The sequence below is a fragment of the Pseudomonas sp. GW456-L13 genome (genome assembly GCF_017350115.1).
Classification (GTDB): Bacteria; Pseudomonadota; Gammaproteobacteria; order Pseudomonadales; family Pseudomonadaceae; genus Aquipseudomonas; species Aquipseudomonas jessenii.
Window position 1 is genome coordinate 3,021,393 of sequence record NZ_JACNAS010000001.1, and the last position, 18,823, is coordinate 3,040,215.

General features: G+C 60.2%; 17 protein-coding genes. 13 read left to right on the top strand and 4 right to left on the bottom strand.

The annotated features are described in order from the left end of the window. The first annotated feature begins 191 nt into the window (after nt 1-191). The 5 genes from gshA (at nt 192) to tauD (ending at nt 5,628) form a co-directional block, all read left to right on the top strand. On the top strand, nt 192-1,775 hold the full coding sequence (gene gshA, locus J4D25_RS13605) for a glutamate--cysteine ligase (protein ID WP_057712468.1): 1,584 nt from the start codon (nt 192-194) through the stop codon (nt 1,773-1,775). Nucleotides 1,776-2,022: 247 nt separating this feature from the next. Beyond that, nucleotides 2,023-3,000, top strand: a complete 978-nt coding sequence (gene tauA, locus J4D25_RS13610; RefSeq protein WP_057712469.1) for a taurine ABC transporter substrate-binding protein — start codon at nt 2,023-2,025, stop codon at nt 2,998-3,000. Between the two features lie 15 nt (nt 3,001-3,015). Then, nucleotides 3,016-3,810, top strand: a complete 795-nt coding sequence (gene tauB, locus J4D25_RS13615; RefSeq protein ID WP_057712470.1) for a taurine ABC transporter ATP-binding subunit — start codon at nt 3,016-3,018, stop codon at nt 3,808-3,810. Then, nucleotides 3,807-4,640 (top strand): taurine ABC transporter permease TauC, encoded by an 834-nt coding sequence (tauC, locus tag J4D25_RS13620; RefSeq protein WP_057712471.1) that lies wholly within the window; start codon nt 3,807-3,809, stop codon nt 4,638-4,640. Before tauB ends, tauC begins: the two co-directional genes overlap by 4 nt. A 145-nt stretch (nt 4,641-4,785) precedes the next feature. Beyond that, on the top strand, nt 4,786-5,628 hold the full coding sequence (gene tauD / locus J4D25_RS13625) for a taurine dioxygenase (RefSeq protein ID WP_057712472.1): 843 nt from the start codon (nt 4,786-4,788) through the stop codon (nt 5,626-5,628). Nucleotides 5,629-5,774: 146 nt separating this feature from the next. Here tauD and mgrA read toward each other — a convergent pair whose 3' ends face one another. Both mgrA and J4D25_RS13635 read right to left on the bottom strand, forming a co-directional pair. Next, on the bottom strand, nt 5,775-6,812 hold the full coding sequence (mgrA, locus tag J4D25_RS13630) for an L-glyceraldehyde 3-phosphate reductase (protein WP_057712473.1): 1,038 nt from the start codon (nt 6,810-6,812) through the stop codon (nt 5,775-5,777). Nucleotides 6,813-6,945: 133 nt separating this feature from the next. Beyond that, nucleotides 6,946-7,836, bottom strand: a complete 891-nt coding sequence (locus J4D25_RS13635) for a LysR family transcriptional regulator (protein WP_057712474.1) — start codon at nt 7,834-7,836, stop codon at nt 6,946-6,948. A 120-nt stretch (nt 7,837-7,956) separates the two neighbouring features. Between J4D25_RS13635 and J4D25_RS13640 the strand changes: the two genes are divergently transcribed. Both J4D25_RS13640 and J4D25_RS13645 read left to right on the top strand, forming a co-directional pair. Continuing rightward, the gene (locus tag J4D25_RS13640) at nt 7,957-8,697 is read left to right on the top strand and encodes an SDR family oxidoreductase (RefSeq protein WP_057712475.1); all 741 of its coding nucleotides are present in this window, start codon (nt 7,957-7,959) and stop codon (nt 8,695-8,697) included. A 166-nt stretch (nt 8,698-8,863) separates the two neighbouring features. Next, entirely contained in the window at nt 8,864-9,124 is a 261-nt protein-coding gene (locus J4D25_RS13645) for a hypothetical protein (RefSeq protein ID WP_057712476.1), read from the top strand. 9 nt (nt 9,125-9,133) lie between these two features. Here J4D25_RS13645 and betT read toward each other — a convergent pair whose 3' ends face one another. Both betT and epsC read right to left on the bottom strand, forming a co-directional pair. Next, on the bottom strand, nt 9,134-11,089 hold the full coding sequence (betT, locus tag J4D25_RS13650) for a choline transporter BetT (RefSeq protein ID WP_191626061.1): 1,956 nt from the start codon (nt 11,087-11,089) through the stop codon (nt 9,134-9,136). Nucleotides 11,090-11,464: 375 nt separating this feature from the next. Further along, nucleotides 11,465-12,391: a serine O-acetyltransferase EpsC gene (gene epsC / locus J4D25_RS13655; protein ID WP_057712478.1), complete on the bottom strand. Its 927-nt coding sequence runs from the start codon at nt 12,389-12,391 to the stop codon at nt 11,465-11,467. Nucleotides 12,392-12,581: 190 nt separating this feature from the next. Here epsC and J4D25_RS13660 point away from each other — a divergent pair, with 190 nt between their 5' ends. From J4D25_RS13660 to J4D25_RS13685, 6 genes are all read left to right on the top strand, one after another. After that, nucleotides 12,582-13,574: a D-cysteine desulfhydrase gene (locus tag J4D25_RS13660; protein WP_057712479.1), complete on the top strand. Its 993-nt coding sequence runs from the start codon at nt 12,582-12,584 to the stop codon at nt 13,572-13,574. 302 nt (nt 13,575-13,876) lie between these two features. Then, a complete protein-coding gene (gene tcyJ, locus J4D25_RS13665; RefSeq protein WP_057712480.1) occupies nt 13,877-14,677 on the top strand; it encodes a cystine ABC transporter substrate-binding protein in 801 nt (266 codons plus the stop codon). After that, the gene (gene tcyL / locus J4D25_RS13670; RefSeq protein WP_007983131.1) at nt 14,677-15,342 is read left to right on the top strand and encodes a cystine ABC transporter permease; all 666 of its coding nucleotides are present in this window, start codon (nt 14,677-14,679) and stop codon (nt 15,340-15,342) included. Before tcyJ ends, tcyL begins: the two co-directional genes overlap by 1 nt. A gap of 4 nt (nt 15,343-15,346) precedes the next feature. Further along, complete coding sequence (tcyN, locus tag J4D25_RS13675; RefSeq protein WP_057712481.1) at nt 15,347-16,102, top strand: L-cystine ABC transporter ATP-binding protein TcyN; 756 nt, start codon at nt 15,347-15,349, stop codon at nt 16,100-16,102. A gap of 483 nt (nt 16,103-16,585) precedes the next feature. Continuing rightward, nucleotides 16,586-17,350 carry a hypothetical protein gene (locus J4D25_RS13680; RefSeq protein WP_057712482.1) on the top strand — a complete coding sequence of 255 codons (765 nt, stop codon included), beginning with the start codon at nt 16,586-16,588 and terminating at the stop codon, nt 17,348-17,350. Nucleotides 17,351-17,582: 232 nt separating this feature from the next. Continuing rightward, complete coding sequence (locus J4D25_RS13685; RefSeq protein ID WP_057712483.1) at nt 17,583-18,815, top strand: SfnB family sulfur acquisition oxidoreductase; 1,233 nt, start codon at nt 17,583-17,585, stop codon at nt 18,813-18,815. Nucleotides 18,816-18,823 lie beyond the last annotated feature (8 nt).

The window sequence follows — 18,823 nt, forward strand, 5'->3', positions numbered from 1 at the left end:
GTAGGAGCGAGCTTGCTCGCGATGGACGTTAACGATGACGCGTGTTCTCTGAATGAACGCGCCGCCCTCAGGCTCTTCGCGAGCAAGCTCGCTCCTACAAAACCAGGCGAAAACGCCAGTTTTAACTTCACCCTTGTAGACCGTCTTGCCCACCCCCATATTGGGGCGACTGACGCGTGAAGGAATCCAACTTGAGCGAACTTCTCAACCGCCGCCTGGCCCTGCTCGGCGAGCGCGCTAACCTCTCTCTGCTCGAACAGTGCCTTCACGGCATCGAACGTGAATGCCTGCGCGTGACCGATGAAGGTCGCCTGGCGCAAACGCCGCACCCGGAAGAATTGGGTTCCGCGCTGACCAATGAACAGATCACCACCGACTATTCCGAGTCGCTGTTGGAGTTCATCACCCCGGCCCTGCCCGATCCTGCCGATACGCTGGCGAGCCTGGACAGCATTCACCGCTTTGCCTACAGCAAGCTCGGCAACGAGTATCTGTGGAGCCCATCGATGCCGTGCCCGTTGCCGGCCGAGGAAGATATCCCGATCGCCTATTACGGCACGTCCAATATCGGGCAGCTCAAGTACGTCTACCGCAAGGGTCTGGCCCTGCGTTACGGCAAGACCATGCAATGCATTGCCGGCATCCACTACAACTTTTCCCTGCCGGAAAAACTCTGGCCGTTGCTCAAGCAGGCCGAAGGCTTTGTCGGCACCGACCGCGACTTCCAGTCGTCGTCCTATATCGCGCTGATCCGCAACTTCCGCCGCTACAGCTGGCTACTGATGTACCTGTTCGGCGCCTCGCCGGCACTGGACACCGGGTTCCTGCGTGGTCGTTCGCACCAGTTGGAACAACTGGACCCGCAGACCTTGTACCTGCCGTACGCCACCAGCCTGCGCATGAGCGACCTGGGTTACCAGAGCAACGCCCAGGCCGGCCTGACGCCGTGCTACAACGATCTGAACAGTTACACCGACAGCCTGCGCAAAGCGGTGGCCACGCCGTATGCGCCGTACGTCGAAGTCGGCACCCACCAGGATGGCGAGTGGGTACAGCTCAACACCAACATCCTGCAGATCGAAAACGAGTACTACTCCAACATCCGCCCCAAACGCGTGACCTACACCGGCGAGCGCCCTATCCAGGCACTGATGGCCCGTGGCATCCAGTACGTCGAAGTACGCTGCCTGGACATCAACCCGTTCCTGCCGATGGGCATCGACCTTACCGAGTCACGCTTCCTCGATGCGTTCCTGCTGTACTGCGCGCTCAACGACAGCCCGCTGCTCACCAGCACCAGTTGCGGCAACGCGACTTCGAACTTCCTCAGCGTGGTCAAGGAAGGTCGTCGTCCGGGCCTGCAACTGCAACGGGATGGCCAGCCGGTTGACCTGAAGGAATGGGCCGGCGAGCTGCTGGAAAAAATCGCCCCTCTGGCGGCGATGCTCGACCAGAGCCATGGCAGCGATGCCCACAGCAAGGCGCTGGACGCCCAGATGGCCAAGGTCCAGGACCCGTCCCTGACACCGTCGGCCCAGGTATTGGCGGCGATGGCCGAACACAAGGAAAGCTTTGCCCAGTTCTCCCTGCGCCAGAGCCAGGCCCATGCCGAGTTCTTCCGCAGCGAGCCGTTGCCGGCTGAGGAACAGGCGCAGTTTGAAGAGCGGGCGCGTTCGTCGCTGGCTCAGCAGGCTGAGCTGGAGCAGAACGAAGTCGGTGATTTCGATGTGTTTGTCGGGGCGTATCAGGCGAGCATTCTGGCGATCAGTAACTAACCTTCGAAGGTCCTGCGGACCTTATCGCGAGCAAGCTCGCTCCCACAGTGGATTCTCGGTGTGACCACAATCGTGCAAACACCATTAAACCCTGTGGGAGCGAGCTTGCTCGCGATGACCGCGTAGCGGTCGCTCCTCAAGTTGTCCTCTCATAAGCTAATTCTAAAAAGTTATTTATTTTCTAATTCTTAGATCATTTAGTCTCTTTCTCACGCCGACACTCGGTCGCCTGACAAGGAGCTTTCTGATGAAACTGACTTTCCCTCTACGCTTGCTGGCGGCCGCGTCCTTGGCTACCGCGAGTTTTTTTGCCCAGGCGGCCGACTTCACCGTCGCCTACCAGACCACCGTTGACCCGGCGAAAGTCGCCCAGGCTGACGGCGCCTACGAAAAGGCCACCAAGGCCGATATCAGCTGGCGCAAATTCGACAACGGTGCCGATATCATCGCCGCCATCGCCTCTGGTGACGTGCAGATCGGCTACCTCGGTTCCAGCCCCCTGACCGCCGCCATCACTCGCAAAGTCCCGGTAGAAACCTTCCTCATCGCCACCCAGATCGGCGCCGCCGAAGCCTTGGTCGCCCGCGACGGTTCCGGGATCAAGACCCCGCAAGACCTGATCGGCAAGAAAATCGCCGTGCCGTTTATATCCACCGGCCACTACAGCCTGCTCGCCGCGCTGAAGCACTGGAACATCGACCCGTCGAAAATCACCGTTCTCAACCTGGCTCCACCCGCGATCATTGCCGCCTGGAAACGCGGTGACATCGACGCCACGTACGTTTGGGATCCGGCCCTCGGTGTCGCCAAGGAAAACGGCAAAGTGCTAATCACCTCCGGCGAGCTGGCCAAGTTCGGCGCACCGACTTTCGATGCCTGGATCGTGCGCAAGGATTTCGCCGAGAAGCACCCGGAGATCGTCACCGCGTTCGCCAAAGTGACCCTGGACGCCTACGCCGATTACCGCAAAGACCCGCAAGCCTGGCTCGCCAATCAGGGCAACGTCGACAAGCTGGTAAAACTGTCTGGTGCCAAGGCCAGTGACATTCCATTGCTGCTGCAAGGCAACGTCTACCCGCTGGCGGCTGACCAGGTGCTCACCCTCGGCGCGCCGACCACCAAAGCCATCACCGACACCGCGGCGTTCCTCAAGGAACAAGGCAAGGTCGAGGCCGTGCTGCCGGACTACGCGCCGTACGTCAGCGCCAAGTTCATCACCAACTGATCGGGAGTCAACGCGATGGCCTTGCTACAGCTGGAGCGCATCAGCGCACAGTACCCCGGCAACCCGGAACCGGTGTTGGCGGATATCTCCCTGAGCCTGGGGCCCCGGCAATTGCTGGTCGCCCTCGGCCCGTCCGGCAGTGGCAAGACTTCGCTGTTGAACCTGATTGCCGGTTTCGTCGAACCCAGCGCCGGGCGCATCACCCTCGACGGCGCGCCCGTCAAAGGCCCGAGTGCCGAGCGCGGCGTAGTGTTCCAGGACGACGCGCTGCTGCCATGGCAAGACGTGCTGGCCAACGTCGGGTTCGGCCTGGAGCTGGCCGGTATCGCCCGGGAAAAACGCGAAGCTCGCGCCAGGGAAATGCTCGCCCTGGTCGATCTGTCCGGTTTTGAACAGCGCCGCATCTGGCAGCTTTCGGGCGGCCAGAAGCAGCGTGTCGGCCTGGCTCGCGCCCTCGCCGCCGACCCGCGCGTGTTGCTGATGGACGAACCTTTCGGCGCCCTCGACGCCTTTACCCGCGAGCAGATGCAGGAGCTGTTGCTGCAAGTCTGGCAACGCACCGCCAAGCCGGTGTTCCTGATCACCCACGACATCGAAGAAGCCGTGTTCCTCGCCACCGACCTGATTCTGTTGGCGCCCAACCCGGGGCAAATCGTCGAACGCCTGAGCCTCGATTTTGGTCAGCGTTATGCCGCCGGTGAGTCGGCCCGCTCGATCAAGTCCGACCCGCGTTTTATCGAAACCCGCGAACACGTACTCGCCAAAGTGTTCTCCCAACGTAGCGCCGCCCAGCGGCAGGAGCGCGCATGAGCAGTTACGAAATTCCCGTCGCGGCGATAACGCCAGGCTCAGCCGTAGTTCCGGCAAGTCGCCGTTTGAGCACTCGCTGGATCAGTGTGCTGACGCTGGTCGTTCTCGTTGCCATATGGTGGGCCGTGACGGCGACCGGTTTGATCGAGCCGCTGTTCCTGCCACCACCTTCCGCCGTGCTGCAAAAAGGCTGGCTACTGGCGACCTCGGGTTATATGGATTCAACCCTGTGGCAGCACCTGGGCGCGAGTCTGAGCCGCATCGGTCTGGGCCTCGGCTTTGCGATTCTCACCGCCGTGCCGGTAGGAATCGCCATCGGCGCCAACCGTATCGCCCGTGGTGTGCTCGACCCGCTGATCGAGTTCTACCGGCCGATTCCTCCGTTGGCTTATCTGCCACTGATCGTGATCTGGTGCGGCATCGGTGAATTGTCGAAAGTGCTGCTGATCTACCTGGCAATCTTCGCCCCGATTGCCATTGCCACCGCCACCGGTGTGCGCACGGTCGACCCGGCCAAACTGCGTGCCGCGCAGTCGCTCGGCGCAACGCGCGTGCAGTTGATTCGCCACGTCATTTTGCCGAGTGCCTTGCCGGATATCCTGACCGGTGTGCGCATTGGCCTCGGCGTGGGTTGGTCGACGCTGGTCGCCGCCGAACTGATCGCCGCCACCAGTGGACTGGGCTTCATGGTGCAATCGGCCGCACAGTTTTTGGTCACCGATGTGGTGGTACTGGGGATTCTGGTGATCGCACTGATCGCCTTCGCAATGGAGCTCGGCCTGCGTGCCCTGCAACGCAAACTGGTGCCGTGGCATGGTCAGGTTCACTGAATGATTACCCTGTAAGAAACCCTGTGGGAGCGAGCTTGCTCGCGATTGCAGAGTGTCAGACACCACTGTTGTGACTGACATATCGCTATCGCGAGCAAGCTCGCTCCCACAGTAATCAACACCCCCGAATTTCAAGAGAATCACCATGAGTGACTTGACCATCGTCCCCCTAAGCTCTGCCCTCGGCGCACAGATCAGCGGCATCGACATCAGTCAGCCGCTGAACGTTGAACAGCGCGATGCCATCGAACAGGCCCTGCTCAAGCATCAGGTGCTGTTCTTCCGCGACCAGCCGATCACGCCACAGCAACAGGCGCGATTCGCCGCGAATTTCGGCGACCTGCACATTCACCCGATCTACCCCAATGTGCCGGAACAACCGGAAGTGCTGATCCTCGACACCGCCGTCACCGACGTGCGCGACAACGCGATCTGGCACACCGACGTGACCTTCCTGCCGACCCCGGCCATGGGCGCGGTGCTCAGTGCCAAGCTGCTGCCGGAGTTTGGTGGCGACACGTTATGGGCCAGCGGAATTGCCGCCTATAAAGCCCTGTCGACGCCGCTGAAAACCTTGCTCGAAGGTCTGACCGCCACCCATGACTTCACCCGTTCGTTCCCGCTGGAGCGCTATGGCAACACGCCCGAGGCACTGGCCCAGTGGGAAGAAGCACGGCGCAAGAATCCGCCGCTGTCGCACCCGGTGATCCGCACGCACCCGGTAAGCGGGCGCCGCTCGCTGTTCGTCAACGAAGGTTTCACTTCGAAGATCAACGAGCTGTCGGAAACCGAGAGTGAGGCGATTCTGAAGTTCCTGTTCGCCCATTCAACGCGGCCGGAATTCACCATTCGCTGGCGCTGGCAGAAAGACGACATCGCATTCTGGGATAACCGCGTGACCCAGCATTACGCGGTGGATGACTACCGGCCTGCGCGGCGGGTGATGCAGCGGGCGACGGTGTTGGGGGATGTACCTTTCTTTCGGTGAACAGCCAGTTTTTGTACTGACCTTGATGGCCCCATCGCGAGCAAGCTCGCTCCCACAGGTTCGGCGGTGTTCACAGGCTTTGTGTACGACACGGACACTGTGGGAGCGAGCTTGCTCGCGATGGGGACGGAACTGACGCCGACAAGTTACTCCGCCGTCGAAGGCTTCTCCCAAAGATTGATCCCGCCTTCCTGGGCAAACCGGTCAATCTCCGCCAGTTCCTCTGCACTAAAGCTCAGGTTCTTCAACGCCCCGACGTTTTCGATGATCTGCTCCGGCCGGCTCGCGCCAATCAAGGCCGAAGTGATCCGAGGATCGCGCAGGGTCCAGGCCAGCGCCAGTTGCGCCAGGCTCTGGCCACGACGCCTGGCGATTTCGTTGAGTGCCCGCACCTGGGCGATGTTGGCCTCGGACAAGTGCGACGCCTGCAACGAACCACCCCCCGGACGATTGACCCGTGCATCCGTCGGCACGCCGTTGAGGTATTTGTCGGTCAGCAATCCCTGCGCCAGCGGCGTGAAGGCAATCACGCCAGTGCCGAGTTCGTCGGTGGTATCGAGCAGGTCTTTTTCCACCCAGCGATTGAGCAGGTTGTAGGCCGGCTGGTGAATCAGCAGCGGCACTTTCCACTCTTTGAGCAACGCCGCCATTTCGCGGGTTTTCACCCCGGAATAGGACGAAATGCCGATGTACAGCGCCTTGCCCTGCTGCACCGCAGTGGCCAGTGCGCTGGCGGTTTCTTCCAGCGGGGTGTCCGGATCGAAGCGGTGGGAATAAAAGATGTCGACGTAGTCCACGCCCAGGCGTTGCAGGCTCTGGTCGAGGCTGGCCAGCACGTACTTGCGCGAACCGCCGCCCTGACCGTAAGGGCCGGGCCACATGTCCCAACCGGCCTTGCTGGAAATGATCAGCTCGTCGCGGTACTGCTTGAAGTCTTCGCGCAGTAAACGGCCGAAGTTGATCTCGGCGCTGCCATACGGCGGGCCGTAGTTGTTGGCCAGGTCGAAATGGTTGATGCCCAGATCGAATGCCGTGCGCAACAACGCGCGCTGGGTATCGATCGGCGTGCTGTCGCCGAAGTTGTGCCACAGGCCCAACGACAGCGCCGGCAGCACCAGGCCGCTGCGGCCCACGCGGCGGTAAGGGATGGAGTCGTAGCGGTTTTCGGCAGCGGTGTAAGTCATCGAATCCTCTCTTGTCTGTCTTGAATCTGGTATCGACTGCTTTGCCAGTCGCCCAGCATACGCCCGGACAGACGCCAGAAAACCCCGGATTCGACTAATGGCTGAAACGTTTCACATGCTCCCCATTTACCAGCTACCGGGCCTGCGCAAACACCTCTCCCAACCAATCCACAAATACCCGAACCCGTGGCGACATGTGTCGATTGTGTGGATAAAGCACTGACACCGGCATTGGCGGCGGCGGTGTCTCGGTGAGGATTTCCTTCACCAGCCCCTGGGCGATCTGCGTTTCCATCCGGTAATGCGGGCACTGGATCAAGCCCAGTCCGGCGATGGCCGAGGCTGCGTAGATTTCGGCGCCGAACACCGAAACGGCGCCATCGATGGTCACTTCCCTGAGTTCGCCGTCCACCATGAATTCGAACGGGAACAACTTGGCGGTGGTGCGTGAGACGTAGTTCACCGCGCGGTGGTTCCTCAGGTCGTCGAGGCTTTTTGGCTCGCCGTTTTTACGCAGATAGGCAGGGCTGGCGCAGGTGATCTGGCGTAGGTTGGCGACACGTTTTCCGATCAGCGCGGAGTCGCTCAAAGTGCCGGCGCGCAGCACACAGTCGACGCCTTCGGCGATCAGGTCGACAAAGCGGTCAGCCTCGCTGATGGACAGCTCGATGTCGGGATAACGCGCCATGAATTGTGGCAAAGCCGGGATCACGAAGTGCTTGGCCAATGTCCCGTGCAAGTCCACCCGCAACCGCCCCTTCGGTGCCACACCGCGAAACGCCAATTCCGCTTCTTCCAGCTCTGCCAGCAGTTGCACGCAACGCAGGTAGTACGCCTCGCCATCCAGCGTCGGACGCACTTTACGCGTGCTGCGCTCCAACAAACGCGTACCCAGCCAGGCCTCGAACTGATTCAAGGTGTGGGTCAGCGTCGCGCGTGGCAGGTTCAGGTCATCGGCAGCCTGCGTGAAGCTGCTGCGCTCGTAGATCCGCACAAAAACCTTCATCGCTTTGACTTGGTCCACAGCTCACTCCAGGCACTCGATTGTTGGCGATTATTGAACAGTCAAGGCAACTCTCGTGCATTTATCGCCCTGAGTAAACATGTGAAATTGGCTTCACACCCCATCAACAGGAACACCAACATGGCTCATCAAACTCCGAAAGTTGCCATCGTGACCGGCGCCTCCCGCGGCATTGGCGCGGTCATCGCCAAACAACTGGCCAGCGAAGGTTTCGCCGTTGCCATCAACTACGCCAGCAGCGCCACCGAAGCGTCGAAACTGGTGGTGGAGCTGCGTCAGGCCGGTTACCAGGCCCTGGCGATCAAGGCCGATGTAGCCAACGCCGACGACGTACGCCGGATGTTCGACGAGGTTGAAACCCAGTTCGGCAAGGTCGATGTGTTGGTGAACAACGCCGGAACCCTCAAAGTGCTGCCGCTGGCGCAACATAGCGACGAACTGTTCGAGCAGAACTTCAACATCCACGCTCGCGGCACCTTCAATACCCTGCGTGAAGCGGCAACCCGCCTGAACAGCGGTGGCCGGATCATCAACTTCTCCAGCAGCACCGTCGGCATGAACCTGCCGGGCTACGCGGTGTACATCGCCAGCAAAGCGGCAGTGGAATCTCTGACCCAGGTATTCGCCAAGGAAATGCGCAGGCGCAACATCACCGTCAACGCGGTGGCTCCCGGGCCGGTGGCGACTGAGCTGTTTTTGCACGGCAAGAGTGAGGAGCAGATTCAGAGTTTTGCGGAGATGGCGCCGCTGGAGCGTCTGGGGCAGCCGGAGGACATTTCCCGTGTCGTGTCGTTTCTGGCGGGGCCGGATTCGGGTTGGGTCAATGGGCAGATTTTGCGGGTGAATGGCGGGTTGGTTTAACTGAGTTCACACTGAGACCGCAGCGTCCCCAATCGCGAGCAAGCTCGCTCCCACAGGGGATCTCCTTTGAGCACAAATTTTGTGAGCAACCAAGATCAATGTGGGAGCGAGCTTGCTCGCGATGGCTGCCTCCAAAGCAATGCACATCTGAAGGGCGGGACAGTTCATGCACACCACCATCATCATCACCTTCGGCCTGATTCTCCTGGCGCTGATGCTCTACATCGGCGAGAAAGTCGGCTTCACCCGCCAGACCCTGGCCTACGGTTTTATCCTGCTGTGGCTGGCGCTGACGCTGATCAATGGCGCAGTCGGCATAGTGCATGCCGGCCAGCCATTGAGCAGCGAACTGGTGGTCGGTAGCGCCGTGTTCGGTGTCCCGGTGGCGGCGCTGGTGTTGTTCATGGTGTTGACCTCCGAAACGTGAAGGCCTTGATCAACGCACCAGATGCAGGAACTGCATGTGCCGTTCGTACTGGTCGAGGATGTCGTTGATGATCTGTTCCTTGGAGTAACCCACCAGATCGTAATCCTGACTGCCCTCGCTCAAATGCACTTCGGCCCGGTAGTAACGGCGATTGTTGAGTTGCTTGGAACCCATGCCGCCACGGGCAAACGATGGCGTGAAATAGCCGCGCATCTGCACCTGATAAACGAACGGATGCTGGTCGCCATGGCCGATTTCCAGGCTGACGCTGTCATTGGCCGGGTCCGGGTGTGTCGCTACGTGCAAACCCTTTTCGGTGAACACGGCAGACACTTCTTCAATCGCCGGACGCACCGTCGTATCGAGGAAACGGTAGACCTCATCCCGCGACGGGAAATGCACCGCCTGACTCAGGCGCTGGCGCCAACCGCCCCGCCGTGAACCGGACACCGGTGCCAAGGAATGCATCTGCGCAATCTGCTTCTGCGATTCCAGATAAAACGCCTTGTGCAGCCCCCACATCATCAACAGCAAGATCAGCGAGAACGGCAACGAGGTCAGGACCACCGCCGACTTCAACGCATCGATACTGCCGGAAAACAGCAGCGCGCTGGTCACCAATGCGGTCATCGCGCCCCAGAAAACCCGCAGCCATTTCGGCCCGTCTTCATCAGGATTGCCGCCCTTGGCGGACAGCGTCGACAGCACCACGGTGCCGGAGTCGGCGGAGGTGACGAAAAACACGAAGCTGATGAACACCGTGACCGCAATGACGGTTTTGCTCCACGGGTAGGTTTCCAGCAACAGGTAGAGCGTCATCGACGGATTGTCGATGGCCGACATGCCGAGAGCGCTCATGCCGTGGTTGAGCACTTGATCGATGGCGCTGTTGCCGAAGATCGACATCCACGCCAGGGTGAAGCCGAGCGGAATCAACAGCACGCCGAAGACGAACTCGCGGATGGTGCGACCACGGGAAATCCGAGCGATGAACAGGCCCACGAACGGTGACCATGCTATCCACCAGGCCCAGTAGAACACTGTCCAGCCGCCCAGCCAGTCGCTGGGTTTGTCGTAGGCGTAGAGGTCGAAACTCTTCATCGGCAAGGCGCCGAGGTAATCGCCAAGGTTCTGGATCAGGGTGTTGAGCAGGTGCTGCGTGGGGCCGGCGAACAACACGAACAGCAGCAGCGCACAGGCCAGCAGCATGTTGATGTCGGACATGACCCGCACACCCTTGTCGACGCCGGATACGGCAACGATGATCGCAGCGCCCATCATCAAGGTGATCAGGCCGACCTGAACCCATTGGGTGTGGGCGATGCCGAACAGGTAGTCCAGGCCCGAGTTGAGGTGCAACACACCGAAGCCCATATCGGCACCTAGGCCGAACACCGTGGCGATGATGCCGAAGCCATCCACCGCGTAGCCGATGGGGCCATTGATGCGCTTGCCGATCAACGGATACAGCGCCGAGCGCAGGGCCAGTGGCAGGTTATGCCGGTAGGCAAAGTAGGCCAGCGCCATGCCGACAAAGGCGAACACGCCCCAGCCATGCAGGCCCCAGTGCAGAAACAGAATCTGCATCGCCTGGCGCGCAGCATCTGCCGTACCGGCCTCGCCCTGGGGCGGTTGCAGCATGTGGGTCAGCGGCTCGGACACACAGAAGAAAAACAGGGTGATGCTGATCCCGGCGGCGAACAGCATGCCGGCCCAGGACAAATAACTGAATTCGGGTTCGTCGTGGTCGGCACCGAGCTTGATCTTGCCGTAGCCGGACAAGGCGGTGACCACCACGAAGACCAGATACAGGGTCATCGCCAGCAGGTAATACCAGCCGACCGTGTTGGCCGCCCAGTTTTGCGCCGCCAGCAACCAGGCACCGGCCTGCTCGGGCATGGCGATGACAACGACACCAAACAACAGAATGAAGCTTGCCGAGAACCAGAACACCGGCGGATTCATGCGGATCAGGCCGCTTGGAGGGATGGACGATGCACTCATGTTCGGTGCACCTCGAAGGGGTAAAACGTGGCTGTAGAAATCGGACTCAGCAAAGGCAAGCCTCCTGTTGTGAGCGGGCAGCGAACCGCCGGTTTAACTTGAATGAACGTTCAAGTTAAACATGGATAGGGGGCTAAGGACTAATCGCAGGGCTCGGCGGTACTGGTATTACGCTAGCTCAAGGGAGGGTTCGGCGCAGGATCAGATCAGGGCCACTGGCTCGATTCGGCTTGAAATCCAATCGCGAGCAAGCTCGCTCCCACAGTTGACCGCGTCCCCCTGTGGGAGCGAGCTTGCTCGCGATGAGGCCTGAGAAATCAGTGGAGATTTAGAGGCCTACTTCTGCGCCCCATCATCATGCTGCAGATTCGCCTGGGTCAGGTTGCTGCCCGCCGGCACGCTGCGGGTCAGCCAGACGTTGCCGCCGATGGTCGAACCCTGGCCGATGGTGATCCGCCCAAGAATCGTCGCCCCGGCATAAATCACCACGTCATCCTCGACTATCGGGTGTCGTGGCTGGCCTTTCTGCAACTGACCGTCTTCGTCCGCCGGGAAGCGCTTGGCGCCCAAAGTCACCGCCTGATAGATCCGCACGCGCTCGCCGATGATCGCGGTTTCGCCAATCACCACGCCGGTACCGTGGTCGATGAAGAAACTGCGGCCGATCTGCGCTCCAGGGTGAATGTCGATGCCGGTGGCCGAGTGAGCGATTTCCGCGCTGATCCGCGCCAGCAGCGGCAACCCGGCGCGATACAAATGGTGGGCCAGACGATGGTGAATCACCGCCAGAATCCCCGGGTAGCACAACAGCACTTCATCGACACTGCGCGCCGCCGGGTCACCGTGATAGGCAGCCAATACGTCAGTGTCCAACAAGCTGCGCAACCCTGGCAACGCGAGGGCGAAGTCCTGAATGATCTGGATGGTTTTGGTTTCGACTTCAGTCTCGGCCTGGGCACTGTGGCGCGCGGCGTAGCGCAATTCGAGCCGCGCTTGGGCCAACAGTGCATTCAGCGCCACATCGAGGGTGTGGCCGACGTAGAAATCTTCGCTCTCTTCGCGCAGGTCAACCGGCCCCAGGCGCATCGGGAACAACGCACCGCACAGCGCTTCGAGAATCTCCGCCATGGCTGCGCGGGACGGCAATTCGCGACCGCCCTGCTCGCCGCTGGCCCGGCCGTTTTGTACACGCCACTGTTCACGTGCCGTGCGCAGCTGGCTGACGATGGTCTGCAATTGCCAATGGCTGGAACGCTCACTCACGGTAAAAACTCCTCACGGGCGGCCGGACTGTCTGGCCGCACTGACGGCGATTACTTTACGGCAAGGGTCGCGAGGCAAATTAAGAACCAATAGTGCTGTGCTCAGTTCGATTGGCTATAAGCGATTGACGGTTGCCCCGGCTTTTGGGCGTGCCTATAGTCCTGAGATCTTCAACCGCCAGTACGGACTCATGATCAAACAACAGCTCGCCCGCTTTAACCGCCTCGACCTGCTCGGTCAGCCCACCGCCCTGGAAAAACTCGAACGCCTGTCGACCTGGCTGGGCCGCGACCTGTACGTCAAGCGCGATGACCTGACGCCGCTGGCGATGGGCGGCAACAAGCTGCGCAAACTCGAATACCTGGCCGCCGATGCCTTGGCCCAGGGTGCCGACACCTTGATCACGGCGGGGGCGCTGCAATCGAACCACGTGCGCCAGACAGCCGCCATTGCCGCAAAGTTGGGTCTGGGCTGCGTAGCCCTTCTGGAAAATCCTCTGGGCACTGACGACAGCAATTACACCGGCAACGGCAACCGCCTGCTGCTCGACCTGTTCGATGCCAAAGTCGAACTGGTGGAAAACCTCGACAACGCCGACGAGCAACTGCAAGCCCTGGCCAACCGACTGTGCAGCAACGGCAAGAAGCCGTACCTGGTGCCGATCGGTGGTTCCAATGCCTTGGGCGCCCTGGGTTACGTACGCGCCGGGCTGGAACTGGCCGAGCAGATCAAGGACACCGGCCTGAAGTTCGCCGCTGTGGTCCTGGCCTCGGGCAGCGCCGGTACCCACAGCGGCCTGGCACTGGCCTTGAGTGAAGCGCTGCCGGATCTGCCAGTGATTGGCGTGACGGTTTCGCGCAGCGATGAAGATCAGCGACCAAAGGTTCAAGGCCTGGCCGAACGCACCGCCGAGTTGCTGGGCGTCAGCCTGCCGGAGGCTTTCAAGGTCGAGTTGTGGGATGAGTATTTCGCCCCGCGTTATGGCGAGCCGAATGCCGGCACACTGGCAGCGGTGAAACTGCTGGCGAGTCAGGAAGGCTTGCTGCTGGACCCGGTCTACACTGGCAAGGCCATGGCGGGCTTGCTGGACGGGATCGGCCGTCAGCGTTTCAACGAGGGGCCGATTATCTTCCTGCACACCGGCGGGGCACCGGCGCTGTTTGCCTACAAGGATTTCCTGTAGGAGCGAGCTTGCTCGCGATGGTCGTCAACGATAACGCTGGCAACCTGACACCCCGCGGTGCCCTGTCGTCCATCGCGTGCAAGCACGCTCCTACAGTAAAAACGCTAGTAATTCCAAAATGGAATAACCAGAAGATTAATTATTATTTTCCAATCTAAAAACGCCATCATATAGTCATGCTACAGGCGAATTTCCCGAGAGACGCATACGCTGCTTTAAGGCAGGATAGCGCTGTCGCTTAATTCCCGATTTCGCCAAATTTTCGCAAAAGCGTCTTCCATAAGAAAACACAGGGGCTTGTCATGAATTTTTCCACACTACGTCGCAATCTGCTGGTGGGTTCGCTGGGCCTGGCACTGAGCGCCGGCCTGATTGGCCAGGCGGTTGCCGGTGAGCAACTGCAACAAATCAAGGACAAAGGCGTAATCAACGTCGGCCTGGAAGGCACCTACCCACCGTTCAGTTTCGTCGACGCCGACGGCAAACTGGCCGGCTTCGAAGTCGAGTTCTCCGAAGCCCTGGCCAAAGAGCTGGGCGTGAAGGTCAAGCTGCAACCGACCAAATGGGACGGCATCCTCGCGGCCCTGGAATCCAAGCGTCTGGACGCAGTGATCAACCAGGTGACCATCTCCGAAGAGCGCAAGAAGAAGTATGACTTCTCCGAGCCGTACACCGTTTCCGGTATTCAGGCGCTGGTGCTGACGAAGAAGGTCGCCGAGCTGAACATCAAGTCCGCCGCTGACCTGTCTGGCAAGAAAGTCGGCGTAGGCCTGGGCACCAACTACGAGCAGTGGGTGAAAGAAAATGTGCCTAAGGCTGACGTCCGCACCTACGAAGATGATCCGACCAAGTTCCAGGACCTGCGTGTCGGCCGCATCGACGCCATTCTGATCGACCGCCTGGCCGCGCTCGAATACGCCAAGAAAGCCAAGGACACCACCGCCGCCGGTGATGCGTTCTCCCGTCAGGAAGCCGGTATTGCCCTGCGCAAAGGCGAGCCTGAGCTGCTGGCAGCTGTGAACAAAGCCATCGACAAGCTGCGCGCCGACGGTACGCTGAAAAAGCTTTCGGAAAAATACTTCAGCGCTGACGTCACTCAATAATGGAAGAAGCTTTTCAACTCGCACTGGACTCCGCGCCCTTTCTGCTCAAGGGCGCGTATTACACGGTCATCCTCAGCCTGGGCGGGATGTTTTTCGGCCTGGTGATGGGGTTCGGTCTGGCGCTGATGCGCCTGTCGCGCTTCAAACTGGTGAGCTGGATCGCCCGCATCTACGTGTCGTTCTTTCGCGGCACGCCGTTGCTGGTGCAACTGTTCGTGATCTATTACGGCTTGCCGCAATTGGGTCTGGAACTGGATCCGCTGCCAGCGGCCCTGATCGGCTTCTCGCTGAACATGGCCGCCTACGCCTGTGAAATCCTGCGTGCCGCGATCAGCTCCATCGAGCGCGGCCAGTGGGAAGCGGCTGCCAGTATCGGCATGACCCGCGCGCAGACCCTGCGCCGGGCCATCCTGCCGCAGGCGATGCGCACCGCATTGCCGCCGCTGGGCAACAGCTTCATTTCGCTGGTCAAGGACACCGCGCTGGCCGCGACCATCCAGGTGCCGGAACTGTTCCGTCAGGCGCAGCTGATCACCGCCCGCACCTTTGAAATCTTCACCATGTATCTTGCCGCCGCACTGATCTACTGGGTCCTGGCCACGGTGCTGTCGCACCTGCAGAACCAGCTGGAAGCGCGGGTCAATCGGCACGACCAGGAGTCCTGACCCGATGATTGTCGTGGAAAAACTGACAAAGCAGTTCAAGGGTCAAATCGTGCTCAACGGCATCGATCTTGAGGTCAAGGAAGGCGAGGTGGTCGCGATCATCGGCCCTAGCGGTTCGGGCAAGACCACCTTCCTGCGCTGCCTGAATTTTCTGGAAGAACCCACCAGCGGCCGGATCAAGGTCGGCGATATCGAGGTCGATACCAGCCGTCCCCTGAACCAGCAGCAGAGCCTGGTGCGGCGTTTGCGCCAGCACGTAGGTTTCGTGTTCCAGAACTTCAACCTGTTCCCCCATCGCACCGCCCTGGAAAACGTCATCGAAGGCCCGATCGTGGTCAAGAAGACCCCACATGCCGACGCCGTTGCCCTGGGTAAGAAGCTCTTGGCCAAGGTCGGCCTGGCGGGCAAGGAGGACGCTTACCCGCGTCGCCTCTCCGGTGGCCAGCAACAGCGCGTGGCGATTGCCCGGGCGCTGGCGATGGAGCCGGAAGTGATCCTGTTCGATGAGCCGACATCGGCCCTCGACCCGGAGCTGGTGGGCGAGGTATTGGCGACCATCCGCGGCCTGGCCGAAGAGAAACGCACCATGGTGATCGTTACCCACGAAATGGGCTTTGCCCGGGACGTGGCCAACCGTGTGGTGTTTTTCGACAAGGGTGTGATCGTCGAGCAAGGCGAAGCGAAGGCATTGTTTGCCAACCCGAAAGAGGAGCGGACAAAACAGTTTCTCAGCAAGTTCCTGAATAACGCCCACAACTAACAACCCTGCTCAATAATGGTCATCTTCCATGGACGGAAGTGACACCTCCGAAAAAAAACACCTCATCAATACCAAACTAAACCCATCTATTCCATATACATATTTTGTACGCGCACGCGGTACATATATATGCGCCGCAACAATTAACCCCCCCTATCTCCACCATGTTCCTTTCGCAGCACCTGGCCAACAACGCCCGCCTAGCCGCCCGACTTCAGCCACTTTCAGCGGACAAATTCGACGCAGCAGCATGGTTTACTTACTTTGCGCCGTAGGAACTTTCTGAATAACATCGTGCATCACCCACAACTAATAAATCTTATTGACACTTGCTCCCCCTGACTCTTATCTAGTCTCCGATCAACATCACTCTTCACGCCAAACTCATTATTTCAATTAAAAATAATGAATGGTTTTGCTGTTCGATATTTAGTTTTTGAATTCCCAGAAACGGACTTCGCTGCAAGACTTCAAGGAGACTTCATGAAAAGCACCTCGAACAAATCCGCGCTTGTGGCCCCGACCCTGGCGCAATCCAACAAGACCGGCATCAACGTCACTTGCGCGGCGCACCTGCTGATCGATGTGGCGCCCTACCCCGCCATGGACGAAGGTGACCTGATCGAACTGTTCTGGGACAACTGCTACGTGGCCTCCCGCGTGCTGACGGCCAGCGATGTCGGCCAACCGGTGCAGTTGCGGGTGCCTGAAAGTTTTGTCGCCAACGGGACCTCGCACATTCACTACCGGGTCATGCAGGTGGGTCGAAACCCGGTGATTTCGGCCAGCCGAAACGTGCAGATCAAACTCGACTGCCCAGGCGGCCAACCCTCCGCACTGTGCGGCGATGAAAACCAGTGCCTGGCACCGGTGAGCATTCCCGAGGCGATTCGCCGTCAGGGGGTCAATCCGAGCCAGGTCAAGCGCGGTGTTCCCTTGACCATCGAGCCGTACCTGAACATGGCCGTCGACGACGAAATCACCCTGCGCTGGGGCGATGTGCGCATGGATCTGCCACGGCTCAAGGCCGCCGATGTGGGTCAGCCGATTCAGGTCTGGATACCGCCGGCCATCATCCTCGAAGCCGGCGAAGACCTGCGGCTGGAAGTGACGTACTGCATTCTCGACCGGGTGGGAAACAACTCTCGCTGGGCGCCGGCCCGTACGCTGAAAATCGGTTGCGCCAATCCTTATCTGAAAGTCCCCCCGAAAAAAGTGCTCAAGGCAGCCGAACCCCGCAGGCAATGAACACAGGGGTCAGCTCACAGCAGTGGAATCATCCTTCTATTTATATTCCTAAAAGTTAGTTCATAAAATATTTATACACGTTTAGGGTATATACACCGGACCACCGGACATCCTTGTTTTCATGCGCTGCCACAAGCGGCGCTTCCATAAGATGTGAGGTAGGTATGGTCCGGAACACAATCACCCCAGTGCAGATCGCCAGGGCATTGCGTGCAGCCAAGGAGCGGCACTGATGTCCAGTCTGGCAGATGCAATCGTCCAGAGTGACCTGGACATCGCCCCGCTGTTGTTGCCCGCACAAATCTTGCGCAACGACGCTCAAGCCATCAAGGCGGCCCACGAACTGGCGCAAGTCGCCCGCCAGCAAGCAGCCAAACGAGACCAGCAGCGCAAGCTCCCATGGTCGGAAATCGAGCAGTTCACCCGCAGCGGCCTGGGCAGTATTTCCATCCCCCGCGAGTACGGTGGCCCGCAGGTTTCGTTCGTCACCCTGGCCGAGGTCTTCGCGATCATTTCCGCCGCCGACCCGGCGCTTGGGCAGATCCCGCAAAACCAGTTCGGCATTCTTAACCTGGTGCTCGGCAGCGCCACCGAAGCGCAGAAACAACAACTGTTCAAAAGCGTCCTGGAAGGCTGGCGCATCGGCAATGCCGGGCCGGAACGCGGCACCAAAAACACCCTGGAACTGAAGGCGCGCATCACCGCTGACGGCGTCCTCAATGGCCAGAAGTTCTATTCCACCGGCGCACTGTTCGCTCATTGGGTCGCGGTCAAAGCGCTGAACGACGATGGCAAGCAGGTGCTGGCGTTCATCCGTCGTGGCACACCGGGATTGCGCATTGTCGATGACTGGTCCGGTTTTGGTCAGCGCACCACCGCCAGCGGCACGATTTTGCTCAACAACGTGCAGGCCGATCCCGAACTGGTGGTGGATAACTGGCGGATCAACGACACGCCGAACATCCAGGGTGCCGTCTCGCAGCTGATTCAAGCGGCCATCGATGCCGGCATCGCCCGAGGCGCCATCGACGACGCCATCGACTTCGTGAAAACCCGCGCCCGGCCATGGATCGACGCCAAGGTCGAGCGGGCCAGTGATGACCTGTACGTGATCGCCGATATCGGCAGGTTAAAAATCGAACTGCACGCCGCCGAAGCGCTGCTGCGCAAGGCCGGGCAAGTGCTCGATGACGTCAGCGCCGCACCACTCACCGCCGAGTCCGCCGCCCGCGCCTCGATTGCCGTGGCCGAAGCCAAAGTGCTGACCACCGAGATTTCGTTGCTGGCCAGCGAAAAGCTGCTCGAACTGGCCGGCAGCCGCGCGACCCTCGCCGAATTCAACCTCGACCGCCACTGGCGCAACGCCCGGGTGCACACCCTGCACGACCCGGTGCGCTGGAAGTATCACGCGGTCGGCGCCTATCGCCTCAACGGCACGCTGCCTAATCGCCATTCCTGGATCTGACGACCAGA

Coding starts and splice junctions, on each gene's coding strand:
- tauA (WP_057712469.1), top strand. CDS start 2,023: ATGAAACTGACTTTCCCTCTACGCTTGCTGGCGGCCGCGTCCTTGGCT.
- tauB (WP_057712470.1), top strand. CDS start 3,016: ATGGCCTTGCTACAGCTGGAGCGCATCAGCGCACAGTACCCCGGCAAC.
- tauC (WP_057712471.1), top strand. CDS start 3,807: ATGAGCAGTTACGAAATTCCCGTCGCGGCGATAACGCCAGGCTCAGCC.
- tauD (WP_057712472.1), top strand. CDS start 4,786: ATGAGTGACTTGACCATCGTCCCCCTAAGCTCTGCCCTCGGCGCACAG.
- mgrA (WP_057712473.1), bottom strand. CDS start 6,812: ATGACTTACACCGCTGCCGAAAACCGCTACGACTCCATCCCTTACCGC.
- J4D25_RS13640 (WP_057712475.1), top strand. CDS start 7,957: ATGGCTCATCAAACTCCGAAAGTTGCCATCGTGACCGGCGCCTCCCGC.
- J4D25_RS13645 (WP_057712476.1), top strand. CDS start 8,864: ATGCACACCACCATCATCATCACCTTCGGCCTGATTCTCCTGGCGCTG.
- betT (WP_191626061.1), bottom strand. CDS start 11,089: ATGAATCCGCCGGTGTTCTGGTTCTCGGCAAGCTTCATTCTGTTGTTT.
- J4D25_RS13660 (WP_057712479.1), top strand. CDS start 12,582: ATGATCAAACAACAGCTCGCCCGCTTTAACCGCCTCGACCTGCTCGGT.
- tcyJ (WP_057712480.1), top strand. CDS start 13,877: ATGAATTTTTCCACACTACGTCGCAATCTGCTGGTGGGTTCGCTGGGC.
- tcyL (WP_007983131.1), top strand. CDS start 14,677: ATGGAAGAAGCTTTTCAACTCGCACTGGACTCCGCGCCCTTTCTGCTC.
- tcyN (WP_057712481.1), top strand. CDS start 15,347: ATGATTGTCGTGGAAAAACTGACAAAGCAGTTCAAGGGTCAAATCGTG.
- J4D25_RS13680 (WP_057712482.1), top strand. CDS start 16,586: ATGAAAAGCACCTCGAACAAATCCGCGCTTGTGGCCCCGACCCTGGCG.
- J4D25_RS13685 (WP_057712483.1), top strand. CDS start 17,583: ATGTCCAGTCTGGCAGATGCAATCGTCCAGAGTGACCTGGACATCGCC.